The organism is Mucilaginibacter sp. SG538B (assembly GCF_013376065.1).
GTDB lineage: Bacteria > Bacteroidota > Bacteroidia > Sphingobacteriales > Sphingobacteriaceae > Mucilaginibacter > Mucilaginibacter rubeus.
The window spans coordinates 2,127,943-2,142,667 of the sequence record NZ_JABMJI010000001.1; the positions used below are offsets into that span (position 1 = coordinate 2,127,943).

Sequence of the window (14,725 nt, forward strand, 5' to 3'; positions counted from 1 at the left end):
CGTTTGTTTTTTCGTAAAGTATATGCAACCAAAAATACCCCTGTTTCTGCTTATCTTAACCCTTACTATTTTTTGCGCCTGTAATGGGGGGAATAAACAAACCCTGTTTACCGAGCAAAATAATGAAGCCATCGGCATCAATTTCGCTAATCAGCTCAATGACCAGGACCGTACCAATGTGTTTACCTTTCGTAATTATTACAATGGAGGCGGGGTTGCCATTGGCGATGTAAATAATGATGGGTTAAATGATGTTTACCTGACATCAAACATGGGCGGCAATCAACTCTATATCAACAAGGGAAATTGGAAATTTGAAAACATAACTGACAAAGCGGGGGTGAAGGGAACTAAATACTGGAGCACCGGAGCTACCATGGTTGATATCAATGGCGACGGCTGGCTTGATATTTACGTTTGCCACAGTGGTAATGCCCGCGGCAACGAAAAGGGTAATGAACTGTTTATTAATCAGCACGATGGTACGTTTAAGGAAGAAGCCCAAAAGTATGGCCTGGTAGATAATGGGTTATCCACCCAGGCCATTTTTTTCGACTATGATAATGATGGCGATCTGGACTGCTTTGTACTAAATAATTCTTTCAGGCCTATAGAGTCGTTTGATTTTAGTAAAAATCTGCGTGCTGTTGTTGATGAGTTGGGTGGTGCCCGTCTTTATCGTAATGATGGCGGCCATTTTACAAATGTAACCAAAGAAGCAGGAATATATTCAAGTGATATAGGTTTTGGTTTAGGCGTTTCTGTCGCCGATATCAACCAGGATGGATATCCTGATATCTATGTCTCCAATGATTTTTTTGAGCGCGATTATCTTTATATCAACCAAAAAAACGGAACTTTTAAAGAGGATATTCAAAATGAAACGGGGCACCTGAGCCTGGCCTCAATGGGATCAGATATTGCCGATATCAATAACGATGGGCAGTATGATATTTTTACTACAGAGATGCTGCCTGAAGGCGATCGGCGTTTAAAAAAAATGACCTCGTTTGAATCATACGATGTGATCAAAGCCAAGCAGCGCGACGGCTATTATAACCAATACATGCAAAACTGCCTGCAGGTGCGTAATAGCGATGGTACGTTCTCCGAAACGGCCTTCTATTCGGGCGTAGCAGCAACCGACTGGAGCTGGGGAGCGCTGATGTTTGATATGGATAACGATGGTTGGAAAGATATTTTTGTATCAAACGGTATTTATAAAGACCTGACCGATCAGGATTACATTGAATTTTTAGGCAATCGTGATAATATGGCCAAAATAGCCGAAGGCCGGAAAAAATTTGATTATAAAGATTTTACTGATAAAATGGCTTCATCGCCTTTGTCTAATTATGCCTATCTGAATAATCACAACCTTACTTTCACCAATAAATCAACTGATTTTGGTTTGGATAAGCCGGGGTTTAGTAACGGTTCGTCATATGCCGATCTGGATAATGATGGGGACAATGACCTCATCGTAAATAACGAAAATGCCCAGGTGTCGATCTTTAAAAACAACGCCGAAAAAAACGGGAACCATCATATCCAAATAAAATTAAAAGGAACAGGTCTGAATACTTTTGGAATAGGTACTACGGTAAAAGTGTTTATGAAGGGCAGTTCGCTAATTTACTATAATCAGCCTACACGTGGTTTTCAAAGTTGCACATCGCCCAATTTACTTACAATAGGTATAGGTAAATACAAATCTATTGATTCGGTCCAGGTGATTTGGCCGGGTAATACTTATCAGTTGCTAAAAAACGTAAGCGCGGATAAAGTTTACACAGTTAAGCAAACCGATGCCGCCTTGAAATATAACTGGACAAAGCCTGCTGTTAAAACACTATTCGCCGATGTTACCAAATCAATATTTGACAGCATTCCTAAGCATAAGGAGGATGATTTTATCGATTTCGACAACGAGCGCCTGATGCTCCAGATGTTATCGACAGAAAATCCTTATATGGCTACCGGTGACGTTAATGGCGACGGGCTGACTGATTTTTATTTCGGAAGTTCAAAAAACAGCTTTGCCAGCATCTATATCCAGCAAAAGAACGGTAAGTTTAAACAAACTATTCCCGAAGATTTTAAAAAGCAGGAATACCTGGAAAATGCCGGGGCTGTTTTTGGCGATTTTGATGGCGATGGCGACCAGGACCTGATTATAGGAGTAGGAGGTAATGCCGATGAAGCCGAAACACCAGTCTATAATCCCCGCTTTTTTGTGAACGATGGTAAAGGGAATTTTCATAGGGACCCTGAGAGAACACTCCATGCAGCTGTTAATGCCTCGATCATTATTTCGGCTGATTATGATGGCGATGGCAAGCCCGACCTTTTTATTGGGGGCAGAAGTATGCCCGGGCTTTACGGATGTTCGCCGCAATCATTTGTTTTTCATAATGAAGGCAACGGGCATTTTACCGATGTATCAAAATTAGTATTGGGCACGGATACAAGGCTCGGTATGGTAACAGCAGCCAAATGGGCTGATATTGACCATAACGGCTCGCCCGATTTGATAGTTGCCGGTGATTGGATGGGGATTAAGATTTTCAAAAACAACAAAGGAAAATTTGCTGAAGATAAACAATTGGCTAATTACAAAGGCTGGTGGAGCAGTCTTGAAATTGCTGATGTGGATGGCGATGGCGCACTTGATATTATTGGCGGTAACATCGGGCTTAACTCAAAATTCAGGGCTTCGTTTGAGCAACCAATGGAAATTTTTGTAAAGGATTTCGATAATAACGGTACAAAAGAATGTGTAACTTCCATGTATAAAAGTGATGGGGTAAACTATGTTTTTCATATGAAACCTGATTTAGTGGGCCAGATGCCAATCTTCAAAAAACGTTTTCTGCGCTATATTGACTATGCGGGCAAACCATTTGACGAGGTATTTCCTGCTGAGATGCTTGATGGCGCCGAAAAGCACCAAATGAATTTCCTGGCTTCGGCGGTATTTTTTAATAAACGCGGAAAATTTATTTGTAAACCACTGCCTGCCGATGCACAGTTATCTATGATAAATACTATTTTGTGTGCAGATTTTGATAATACCGGAGCTGTGAAGATCATATTAGGAGGTAACTTTTATGGCTTTAAACCCGAAATCGGCCGGCTTGATGCCAATCGGGGGCTTGTTTATCAATATACAAAAAATGGGTTTGCTTATTTTCCGGCTGCCAAAACGGGCCTCAATTTAAACGGACAGGTACGCTCATCGTTAGGTATAAGAAATGCATCCGGTAAAAATTATTACCTGTTTGGCATTAATGATGAACCGCTTAAAGCTTATGAACTACGTTAACATCAATTTAATGCTGTTTGCCAAATATATTCTGAGATACTTCTTTATCCTTCTTTGTATTGGTGTGGTCGGCCTGTCTTCTTGTAAACCCCAAAAGGCCGGAGAAGGTGTATTTAAATTACTCCCAGCTAATGAAACGGGGGTGACCTTCGAAAACAGGAACGTAGTATCCGATTCGGTCAATGTTTTAGATTATTTGTATTTCTACAACGGTGCCGGCATAGCTACCGCTGATTTTAATAACGACGGCTTGCCCGATCTTTATTTCGTATCAAACCAGGGTTCTAACAAGCTTTACCTTAATAAGGGAGGGATGAAGTTTGAAGACATCACCGATAGAGCGGGTGTTGCAGGTACCGGGAATTGGAAAACCGGCGTAACTGTAGTTGATATCAATGGCGATGGATTTAAAGATATCTACGTAAGCGTGGTGTCAGGTTATAAAACCTTTAAAGGTAAAAATCAGCTTTACATTAATAACGGTAATTTAACTTTTACAGAAAGCGCGGCCAAATACGGGCTCGATTTTGCAGGACTTTCTACCCAGGCTTCTTTTTTTGATTATGATAAGGACGGTGACCTGGATATGTTCCTGCTTACCTCATCAGTTCATAGCAATGATACCTATGGCGATTCAACCCAAAGGTTTAAATACAGCCATGATGCCGGCGATCATCTTTTCAGGAATGACAATGGGCACTTTACAGATGTAACGGCGGGTTCAGGCATTTTTTCAGCGCCGATTGGTTACGGCTTAGGTGTAAGTGTAGGTGATTTGAATAACGATGGCTGGGATGATCTTTATGTAAGTAACGACTTTTTTGAGCAGGACTATTACTATGTCAACCAGCATAACGGCACATTTAAGGAAGAGTTGAAAAGTGCGTTCGGACATACCAGTCTTTTTTCAATGGGGAATACTATCAGTGATATCAACCAGGATGGCCATTTGGATGTGCTTAGCACCGACATGCTTCCGGAAGAAATGAAGGTGTTACGATCGACCATCAACGACGAACCTTTGGATATTTATAATCAGGAAGTTAATGCCGGGTATTACTATCAATATTCAAAAAATTGTATGCAATTGAACGTAGGCAACGGCAATAAGTTTGTCGACCTGAGTTTGTACAGCGGGAACTCTGCTACGGATTGGACATGGTCGCCACTGGTACAGGATTTTGATATGGACGGAATGAAAGATATGTTCTTCTCCAACGGTATCAAACGCCGTCTCAATGATATGGACTACCTGAAATATCTTGGTGACCCCATGGTTATGCAGGCATATAAACAAAATCGCGTTTTTGATAAGGACAAGATCAACAGAATGCCCGAAGGCGGCGTGCATAATTACTTTTATCACGGTGAGGATAAATTGAAATTTACAGATGTTTCTAACGGCAACGATATGCAGCAAGCATCTATATCGGCAGGATCTGTTGCCGTTGATTTAGATAATGATGGCGATCTCGATATTGTGACCAACAATATGGATGAACCGGCATATATCTATAACAATACCACAATGGAGAACCGCAAAGAAAGCAAGCCGGGCTATCTTAAATACACTGTAAAATATAACCTTTTAAACCGTGATGGCATCGGTACTAAATTTTTCCTTAAGTCAAAGCATCATCTCGATCACCAGGAAATACAAACCAGCAATGCGTACGAAAGTAATTTGAATAACGAGCTGCTTTTTACATTTGCCCCTGACGATAAACCAGAATCGTTGTTAGTGGTTTGGCCTGACAATAGCTACGAAGTGGTGAATGATTTTAGGCTCGGTCAGAAAACCACTTTAAGATATAACCCTCAAGCAGTTGAAAATAGTAAACCTATAGCTAAGGTTATCGAAGCTTTCATCAGCGATAAAAAACAGTTTGACAGCAAATTTATACAAGCAAAGCTTTTGACCACCGTTAAAACTTTTGATACTCCCGACTTTAATTATTATTCGCTTTTACCGCACACTTATTTGCAGCACACTCCCGCAGTTGCCGTAGCTGATGCCAATAATGATGGCATTGATGATATTTACGTAGGAGGCATAACCGACGAAGAAAAATACATACTTGCAGGTGATAAATCGGGAGGATTTACCAAAGTTAAAGTGTCATTATTTGACCGGGATAAATATATTGCGGATGAGCAGGCTACATGGGCTGATGTAAATAACGATGGTAAGCCCGATTTGATCGTGATCAGCGCTAACCATCCTTTTCAGGAAACCGAGAAATTGATACAGCCTCGGTTATATATCAATAAAGGCAATTTTCAGTTTGAAGATCAACATTTGCCAAAACTCAATTACCAGGCATCAAAAATTACGTTGTTTGATTTTAATGGAGATGGGCTGAACGATATTTTATTTACCAGCGCCGTTTCATTTAAGGATTATACAGCTACTATTCCTTCCTCAATACTCATTAATAAAGGCAATGGAAAGTTTGAAATAAGTCACGACAAGGCATATAATCAAATCACGGACCTGCAATATGTCACCAGTATAACAACTGCCGATATCGACCACAATGGCAAGCCCGATCTGCTGATAACGGCCGAGTGGCAGCCCGTTTACATTTTCCTGAATGATGGAAAAAAATTAAATCGTTTCTCATCACCGGTTTTGGATAAGGAAAAGGGCTGGTGGCAGTCGGCTATAATAAGCGATATAGATGGCGACGGCAAGGCCGACCTTATTGCCGGCAATTGGGGGTTGAACAATAAATATAATGTTACTGCCGATCAGCCGCTTTATGCCTATAATACCGATTTGGACAAGGATGGCAAAAACGATTTGATATTATCATATTTTTATAAAGGCCTCTATTACCCGTTTCGTCCTAAAAATGATTTGGAGCAGGAACTGCCATATCTTAAAAAAGAATGGCTTAGCTATCAAAAAATGGCCGATAAAACCACCACTGAGGTATTTAAGGACAAACTGGATGATAATGACAGGTTAAGCGTGAACCAATTCAATAGCGTTTTTGTAAGTGATGTATTGCATGCTACTTCGGTTACTGCACTGCCATATCTTTATCAGCAAGCCCCTATCAAATCGATGTTAAAATATGATAATGGTGATATATTGCTGAACGGAAACTTTTGGGGTGTTGTGCCCTATGAAGGAAAGTACGATGCACTCGGCCTGGCCGGCTTACACTACAACAAACAGCAAAAACAATTTGATACGCCGACATACTATGTTAACGGTGCAATCAACTCACAGGAAATCACTTATCTGGCGCCAGTGAAAACGGCAACCAATCTGAATAATTATCTTGCGGTTACCTATGATGGCCGGGTAATGTTATTAAGCAGATAACGTAATATCACAATATTGGATAATATATTTTGGTAATCCATTTTGAGGTATCCTTTTGTGCCAGCCTATCGGTAACAAGCGATTGAAAAGGCATGGCAGGTGATACCAGCCTGTGATCTGTCATGTATATTTTCATTTGTACCAATGCATTGTTGACTGTGTTTTGGCCGCCACGTACATCAGCCACCAATAAATTGCCTCCCTTTGGTATATTATTTAAACTTGTTTTTTGAAACGGAATTATCCTTTTGTTAATCGGTAAGGCGACATTTACCTGGTATTCGTGCTCATCTGTTTGGGTGACGTTAAGCATAGGGAAATTTGTTTGTTTGGCCCCCTGGCTGCCAGCTTGGTGTTGGAGGGTTTTAATGGTGTTATAAATTGCTTGTAATGAAGGATATATCGGATAGGTGTTAGCTGAAACGAGCAAAACTGTGTCTTTAGCATGATTTAAGTATATTCTATAGCCATATGCGTTTCTTTCATCCTCAAGAAAATGTTTAAGGGTTAGTAAAATTTCGCCAACCAGTTTTTCTGCATCTTTGGTTTTGAAATAATTAGTTATCCGTGATAAAAATTGGGTGTTATTCTCATCAACAGCATCCCATTTAAATTTGACAGAACCTTCGGCGTCGGCAAAATAGCTTATTTTGCCGCTAAAGGTCAGGTTATCTTTTTTCAATTTAAGATAGGTACTGCTATTGGTCATTTTATCGATACCGATCTTTGTACCTTTAAAATTGTATTGCCTGTACCCGGTTTTGGTGCCGGGCCACCATTTATTCCATCCACTTTCTGTGGTCAGGAATTTTCCGGCAATAACATCGGAGGTATCAATTGACAGGTCCTGGGTTATAACAGGTTTTTCGGGGAGCAAAATATAAGCCGCTGCAATAATTACAATAATGGTAAGTATAATAAAAAAGATCTTCTTCATTTAGTTTATAAAAGACGGATACCCGGGGTGATAAATTTAATAATATCGGGTGGATTAACAGGTGTATATTGTTATAAAATATGTTGCCTTTTTATTAAATAAAAAAAGTGCCTCATCGGGTTAAAAAACTAATGTAAATATGCTGTAGCGTACAAAAAAAAGCCTATATTGGCTGTTGATCAATCAAAAAACCAGCAGATTTTCTCCTTGTGTATCTGTCCGGTTTTTAACCTATTTTATAACTTATGAGATCCTTTTTATTTTGCCTTGCCGGTGTATTACTTTTATTCACCTCCTGTAAAAAGCCCTACTATGAAAAAGTACTCCACGATCCCGAACTTTATCGTATAACCGTTAAAAAACTTAATGATATTGTATTGGAAAATAACTTTCCGCCGGTTACAGCTTCCCGTAATTATGTATATGCCAATATAGCCGCCTATGAAGTTATAGCTTCCGGAGATCCTGAGCATTTTAGATCATTAGCCGGGCAAATTAAACACTTACCGGCCGTACCCAAAGCGTCAAAAGATACTGCTGTTGATTACCAATTTGCTTCGTTGCTTGCCTTTTGCACAGTTGGCAATGCGGTAACGTTTCCGGAAGGTAGTATGGATCAATATGTTGATGAGCTTAAAAAGAAGGCCAAAGATGCAGGTATGCCGTCGGTTTTGTTTGAAGGTTCCGTAAACTACGCTGATAAAGTCGCTAAATTTATATTGAAGTGGAGCAAAGGCGATCACTATGCACAAACACGGTCGGCAAGTAAATACACGGTAAAACAGCAGGATGGCCGTTGGATCCCCACGCCGCCCATGTACGCGCAGGCCCTTGAGGCCCATTGGGGTGAGATCAGGCCCATGGTGCTGGATTCCACAGCTCAATTTATTCCACCCGATCCGCCGGCTTTCAATGTTAAAGACCATAACAGTCCTTTTTACAAACAGGCGCTTGAAGTAAAGCAAATAGTTGACAGCCTAACCAAAGAAGAGAAACATCAGGCCGATTTTTGGGATGATAATGCCTTTAAACTCAACGTCGTAGGCCATGCATCGTTCGCGACCAAGAAGTTTTCGCCGGGAGGGCACTGGATGAATATTACCGCAATTGGCACAAGAATTAAAAAGTTTGATTTTGGAACCACAGTAAGCGTTTATACCGAAACGGCGATCGCTCTGTTTGATGGCTTTATCAATTGCTGGTACCTTAAATACCGCTCAAATTACGTTCGCCCCGAAACCATAATTACCAAATATATGGATGCCGAATGGCGCCCATATATTCAAACGCCCCCCTTTCCGGAGTATAGTAGCGGCCATGCCGTAATTTCGGCAGCCGCGGCCGAAGTACTTACCAATAGGATCGGTGATAATTTTGCATATACAGATTCATCAGAAATGGAGTTTGGGATCGATCCGCTTTCTTTTAAATCATTCCGGGCGGCCGCGAAATCAGCAGGGATGTCAAGGGTAATGGGAGGAATCCATTTTAAGAATGCCTGTATTGTGGGCAATAAACAAGGCGCCGAGATTGGGCAACTGGTGGTGAAAAAGCTACAATTAAAAATTAAGTAGTATTTTATTTATTTTAATTAAATAATTGATTTTGAACAGGATATTTAAATTGAGCTTGTTTTTCGCTTTGCTAACACCTGCTGTGTCTGAGGCGCAAAGCATCGATCCATGGAAAATTAAAGCCGACAAAATTGATCCCGCAAACTATTACGGAATTACCGTAGCCAACGGGATGATTGGAATAGTATCAGCACCGGAGCCTTTCAAGGTTAAAAATGTAGTACTGGCCGGCGCCTATGATCTATATGGCAGGGGGCGGGTAAGCAATTTCCTGAACAGCTTTAACCTGCTTAATATGTACTTTGAAATAGATGGCAGACGGATCGATGCTAAAAGTATTAACAATTTTAAGCAGGAACTGGATATGCAACACGCCGCCTTCACTACTACCTTTGATTATGCCGATAAAGCGACCATAAAATATACTTATTACTCGCTGCGGCAACTGCCCTTTACCGTTTTGATGGATGTTTCGGTAACAGCAAAACAGGCCATCAACATTACATCGGCCAGTGTAATGGAAGCGCCCGATGCGCTCAAAGAAGTGCAGAATTATTATAACGAAATCGACAGACCGCATGTAACCATTAGTTTGCTTACTTCAACAGCAAAGAGCCCTACAGGTAAAATGCAGTTATGTGCATCTACTTCGTTCTTATTCAATGAACCGCATGGACAAGAGCCGCGCATTATTCATGAAATGTGGGACAATAACATGCACCTTATGAAGTTTAGCAAGTCAATAGCTGCGGGGCAAACTTATAATTATGCGGTAACTGGTTCATCCATAACTTCAGCACACCATGCCGACCCACTGAATGAAGCCGAACGCCTCACCATTTTTGCCAAATTGGAAGGTCGGGACAGGCTAATTAAATTTCATAACAAGGCCTGGAGTGAGCTGTGGACAAGCGATATCCAAATAGAAGGCGACGATCAATCGCAGCAGGATATTCACAGCATGTTATATCATTTATATTCATTCTCGAGGGCTGGCACAGCATACTCACCTTCACCCATGGGACTTTCGGGGTTGGGTTACAATGGCCACGTTTTTTGGGATTGTGATGTTTGGATGTATCCGGCTATGCTGGTTTTACACCCCGACATTGCCAAATCTATGGTTGAATACAGGTTTGAACGATTGGATGCCGCGCGTAAAAATGCTTTTTCGCATGGGTATAAAGGAGCGATGTTCCCCTGGGAAAGCGCTGACAGCGGGGTAGAGGAAACACCGGTTTGGGCTTTGAGCGGTCCGTTTGAGCACCATATTACTGCGGATGTAGCGCTGGCCGCATGGAATTACTATTGGGTAACCCAGGATAAACAATGGCTAAAAGAAAAAGGTTGGCCAATACTTTCAGCCACTGCCGATTTTTGGGCAAGCAGAGTTGAACGCAATGGACCCGGTCATTACGATATTAAAAACGTAGTTGCTGCAGATGAATGGGCCGAAAACATTGACAACAATGCTTTCACCAATGCCGCAGCGAAAGCTAACTTGCTAAATGCTACCGCTGCTGCCAAAATCCTGGGAGAAAAGGCCGATGCCGATTGGGTAAATGTTGCTCAAAACATCCCGATCCTGAAGCTGGATAATGGCGTTACCAGCGAACATGCTTCTTATAAAGGCGAAGGAATTAAACAGGCTGATGTTAACCTGTTAGCTTATCCGCTTAAGACAATAACCGATCCGGCACAAATAAAAAAAGATCTTGAATATTATGAAACCCGTGTACCTAACGAAGGTACGCCTGCCATGACCCAGGCTGTTTTTGCTTTATTATACTCGCGGTTGGGCAATGGCGAAAAGGCATTTCACTTTTTTAAGGATGCTTACGAACCTAACCTCAACCCGCCATTCAGGGTAATTGCCGAAACAAAAGGTGGAACCAATCCGTATTTTGCTACAGGCGCAGGTGGTATTATTCAAAGCTTACTGATGGGTTTTGGGGGTTTGGATATTACACCAACCGGTATAGTACAAGTTAAAAGCAAGTTGCCTGCTAACTGGAAATCATTGAAAATTACAGGCGTGGGAATGGATAAGGCTACTTATACAATAAAGTAACTGTTTTATAACTTTATACATTATGCCCTTTAAAATCTCCTGCGTTTGACAGAGAGAGAACTGGCGAATGGAAGACTGACGAAGTTTTAAAAAGTTCGTCAGTCTGGCTTCTGAAACTTGCTTTACCAGGTACTTAGTTCTGAACTTCTGCCGGAGCCCTTTCTAATTGCTGGGTATCAATATGATACCTGTTTACTAAGTGCAGTAATACCCCATTTGTCCAGCCGAAACCATCTTGTAGGGGGTATTCACCACCGCCGGCAGTTAATTGGGTATCAACCACATTATACTTTTCAAGCAATTTGCCCGTTTGTTTAAACACCCGGATGTTAAGTTTAAGCCAGCGGGTGGCTATTTCTTTGGCAAGTGTATTGTAATTGTACTTTTCAAGCCCGTCTATAGCTATGTATTGCAGCGGGGCCCAGCCATTGGGTGCATCCCACTGCTGGCCGGAAAAGTTGAGGGTAGTAACCAGTCCGCCGGGTTTCAGGAAATTATTTTTAAGCCCGTCGGCCACAAGGCGGGCTTGCTCATCGCTGGCAATTTTAAATTCGAGAGGGAACTCACCTGCAAGTGTTTCCACGGCAGATAGTTGTTTCAGCTGCCAGTTGTAATCATCAAACCAGCCTGTTTTTTGGTTCCAGCAATATTTCAGGATAGCATTTTTGCGGCTGTTTGCCCTATATCTATACATTTTGGCAAGCTTTGCATTTGAAAGTTGGTTTAAACTTCGTGCAATAGTCATTTCCAGGTTATATAATAGGCAATTCAAATCAACCGGTATAATATCGGTGGTTTGTATAGTTGGCAACTTACCCGATTCATCAAACCAGCGCGTACTGAAATCCCAACCCGAAGCCGCCGCTGCCCGCACGTTGCGGTAAAATTGTGCTGCCGGTTGTTTGCTTTCTTTGGCGGCATTAACATCTTTTATATATGATTCTTCGCGGGGTTCATCACTTTCGTCCCAATAACGGTTCATTATCTGCCCATCCGGCATTCGTACAACCCGGTGTGCAGCCTGATTGGCTTGTACAGCTTCCCATCCATGCATCCAATATTCATATTCTTTGATCAATTGCGGCCTGAAATGTACCAATACTTTCTCTCCCTCAATTTTGGCCAACAGGTTTACCATCATAGCAAAAAATGGCGGCTGCGAACGGGTAAGATAATAACTTCGATTGCCGTTGGGTATAAAGCCATATTTATCAATGAGGTAAGCAAAGTTTTCGACCATGTTGCGGATCACTTTAACCTGATGGCTTTCCTGTAAGCCTAACATCGTAAAATATGAGTCCCAATAGTAAATTTCCCTGAACCTGCCGCCAGGTACAATGTAAGGGTTAGGCAGCGCCAGGGTTGATGAAAAAGGTTTTGCTTCATCCGGACGGCGTTGTAACACCTGCCACAAAGTATCAATATGTTTGCGGATACCGGCAGATATATCCGTTTGAAAATTGTTGTGCGATACAGGTACATTAAAATTGGCCAATACAAATGCCTGCAGGTTAAACCCGGGTTGATCTTTCTGTTCGTTATAAGCCTTCATGATCAGCGCTGGATTCTGGTTGGGCACAGCGTCAACAAAAGTTTTGTTATCCGGGAAAATGGTTGAAGTTTGAACCGCCTCAAACAATCCCGGGAATTGTTGCCGGGGCGTAAGCGTTTGCGATTTTGCGTTAAATACAAAGAATAAAAATGCGAGTAAAAAAAGTTTTCTCATCAGCCTAAAATTATACCCTGCTGCAGGATGGGTAATTGGTTTATAACAGGTTATAAATTTACTATTTTTGGAACGAATATAACTGATATCTGATTTGTTTTCAGGGGTTTTGTGCGATATTATCGCAGGGAAATAATAGATATCAAGGTGTGGGCCAATTAAAAAAAACAAATACATAAGCCATTTATTATGATAAACTTTTTACGGAAGGGAAATATTATATTTTCGTTGTTACTTACCCAGCTATGCTATGGCCAGTCGCGGGTTAATACCCTGCCTTCCTGGGCCTTTGGCGGCTTTGTGCGGCCGGTAAATATCAATCCTATTATCTCACCAGATACGGTTTCCCGGTTCCTTGATCCGATGAGTAGAAAGCAGGTGCAATGGGAAGCCAATGATACTTTTAACCCTGCCGCGACCATAAAAAATAATAAAATAGTAGTACTATACCGGGCTGAGGACCTGTACGGGATCGGTATTGGCTTCCGTACTTCCCGTGTTGGATATGCCGAAAGTGCTGATGGAATTCGGTTTAGCAGAAGGAAAACCCCGGTACTATATCCTGATAATGATATCGCTAAAAAGTACGAATGGCCCGGAGGCTGTGAAGACCCCCGCGTAGCCGTTACGCCCGGTGGCACCTATGTTGTTTTTTACACAGAATGGAACCGCGATTTGCCAAGATTAGGTGTGGCCACATCAAAGGATCTTATCCATTGGAAAAAACACGGGCCGATATTTGAAACAGCTTATCATGGCAAATTTTTTAATATCGCCAGTAAATCAGCTTCTATATTAACCCGGGTGGTTAATGGTATACAAGTGATTATTAAAGCAAATGGAAAATATTGGCTGTACTGGGGCGAACATCATGTATACGCGGCAACATCGATAAACCTGGTAGACTGGGCCCCGGTGGTTGACAATAAAGGAGAGTTGAAAGAACTCATGTCCCCGCGTGATGGTTATTTCGACAGTGACTTAACTGAGTGCGGCCCGCCTGCTTTGATGACCAAAAACGGTGTAATCCTATTTTACAACGGCAAAAACAAACCCGCCGAAGGCAGGGACACCCGGTTTAACGCTAATTCATACTGTGCAGGGCAAGCCTTGTTTGATGCAAAAGATCCTTCTAAATTCAAAACACGCCTTGATATTCCTTTTTTAAGGCCAATGGAACCTTTTGAGAAAAGTGGTCAATATATTAACGGAACAGTTTTTATTGAAGGAATGGTTTATTTTAAAAGGAAATGGTTCCTTTACTATGGTTGTGCAGATTCGCGGGTAGCCGTAGCTGTATATGATCCATCGAAACCGGCGCCTCCTGATCCGGTTGAATAGTATTTGACATTTGTTTATTGTTAAAGATAAAAATACAACGTAAAACTTTTGGTTGTGACGGCTAAAGTTTTATCTTCAAGTTAAAAATCTTTATCATGCTTTATATCTTAATCTCAGTGGCAATTATTCTTTTTATTGCTCACGTTATTTTGTTATTTACTTCGTTTTCAAATGCTGGCATTATTCCATCACGCTATTTTTACTCGCATCTAACGCTTTGGCTTACCGGCTTATCTGTGTTTGCTTTAGCTGCCTTGTATAGTGGTACAAACCGCTCAGCCTTCCTTGATTATTTTGATACCTGGATGAGGAGATCATACATCTTGCTGTTTACTTTTGGCCTGTCCTTAGTTGCTCATGCTATTGTTACTTTTTTAGTTCTCGCATTATTACGAAAATCTAAAACGCAATAATGAT

General features: G+C 41.4%; 8 protein-coding genes. 6 read left to right on the forward strand and 2 right to left on the reverse strand.

The features are described from left to right. The first annotated feature begins 22 nt into the window (after positions 1-22). A complete protein-coding gene (locus tag FHW88_RS08515; RefSeq protein ID WP_176624614.1) occupies positions 23-3,325 on the forward strand; it encodes a VCBS repeat-containing protein in 3,303 nt (1,100 codons plus the stop codon). After that, positions 3,312-6,659 (forward strand): FG-GAP repeat domain-containing protein, encoded by a 3,348-nt coding sequence (locus FHW88_RS08520; RefSeq protein ID WP_176624615.1) that lies wholly within the window; start codon positions 3,312-3,314, stop codon positions 6,657-6,659. Before FHW88_RS08515 ends, FHW88_RS08520 begins: the two co-directional genes overlap by 14 nt. Before the next feature lie 7 nt (positions 6,660-6,666). Here FHW88_RS08520 and FHW88_RS08525 read toward each other — a convergent pair whose 3' ends face one another. Further along, complete coding sequence (locus FHW88_RS08525) at positions 6,667-7,596, reverse strand: hypothetical protein (protein WP_176624616.1); 930 nt, start codon at positions 7,594-7,596, stop codon at positions 6,667-6,669. Positions 7,597-7,841: 245 nt separating this feature from the next. Between FHW88_RS08525 and FHW88_RS08530 the strand changes: the two genes are divergently transcribed. Both FHW88_RS08530 and FHW88_RS08535 read left to right on the forward strand, forming a co-directional pair. Further along, the gene (locus FHW88_RS08530) at positions 7,842-9,170 is read left to right on the forward strand and encodes a vanadium-dependent haloperoxidase (protein ID WP_176624618.1); all 1,329 of its coding nucleotides are present in this window, start codon (positions 7,842-7,844) and stop codon (positions 9,168-9,170) included. A 31-nt stretch (positions 9,171-9,201) separates the two neighbouring features. Continuing rightward, positions 9,202-11,241 (forward strand): glycoside hydrolase family 65 protein, encoded by a 2,040-nt coding sequence (locus tag FHW88_RS08535; RefSeq protein ID WP_255485232.1) that lies wholly within the window; start codon positions 9,202-9,204, stop codon positions 11,239-11,241. A gap of 133 nt (positions 11,242-11,374) precedes the next feature. Here the strand turns inward: FHW88_RS08535 and treA are convergent, their stop codons facing one another. After that, positions 11,375-12,967 carry an alpha,alpha-trehalase TreA gene (gene treA / locus FHW88_RS08540; RefSeq protein WP_176624620.1) on the reverse strand — a complete coding sequence of 531 codons (1,593 nt, stop codon included), beginning with the start codon at positions 12,965-12,967 and terminating at the stop codon, positions 11,375-11,377. Positions 12,968-13,156: 189 nt separating this feature from the next. Here treA and FHW88_RS08545 point away from each other — a divergent pair, with 189 nt between their 5' ends. Then, positions 13,157-14,308 (forward strand): glycoside hydrolase family 130 protein, encoded by a 1,152-nt coding sequence (locus tag FHW88_RS08545; RefSeq protein ID WP_176624622.1) that lies wholly within the window; start codon positions 13,157-13,159, stop codon positions 14,306-14,308. Between the two features lie 95 nt (positions 14,309-14,403). Beyond that, positions 14,404-14,721: a hypothetical protein gene (locus FHW88_RS08550; protein ID WP_176624624.1), complete on the forward strand. Its 318-nt coding sequence runs from the start codon at positions 14,404-14,406 to the stop codon at positions 14,719-14,721. The last annotated feature ends 4 nt before the right edge of the window (positions 14,722-14,725 follow it).

Coding starts and splice junctions, on each gene's coding strand:
- FHW88_RS08525 (WP_176624616.1), bottom strand. CDS start 7,596: ATGAAGAAGATCTTTTTTATTATACTTACCATTATTGTAATTATTGCA.
- FHW88_RS08530 (WP_176624618.1), top strand. CDS start 7,842: ATGAGATCCTTTTTATTTTGCCTTGCCGGTGTATTACTTTTATTCACC.
- FHW88_RS08520 (WP_176624615.1), top strand. CDS start 3,312: ATGAACTACGTTAACATCAATTTAATGCTGTTTGCCAAATATATTCTG.
- FHW88_RS08545 (WP_176624622.1), top strand. CDS start 13,157: ATGATAAACTTTTTACGGAAGGGAAATATTATATTTTCGTTGTTACTT.
- FHW88_RS08550 (WP_176624624.1), top strand. CDS start 14,404: ATGCTTTATATCTTAATCTCAGTGGCAATTATTCTTTTTATTGCTCAC.
- treA (WP_176624620.1), bottom strand. CDS start 12,967: ATGAGAAAACTTTTTTTACTCGCATTTTTATTCTTTGTATTTAACGCA.
- FHW88_RS08515 (WP_176624614.1), top strand. CDS start 23: ATGCAACCAAAAATACCCCTGTTTCTGCTTATCTTAACCCTTACTATT.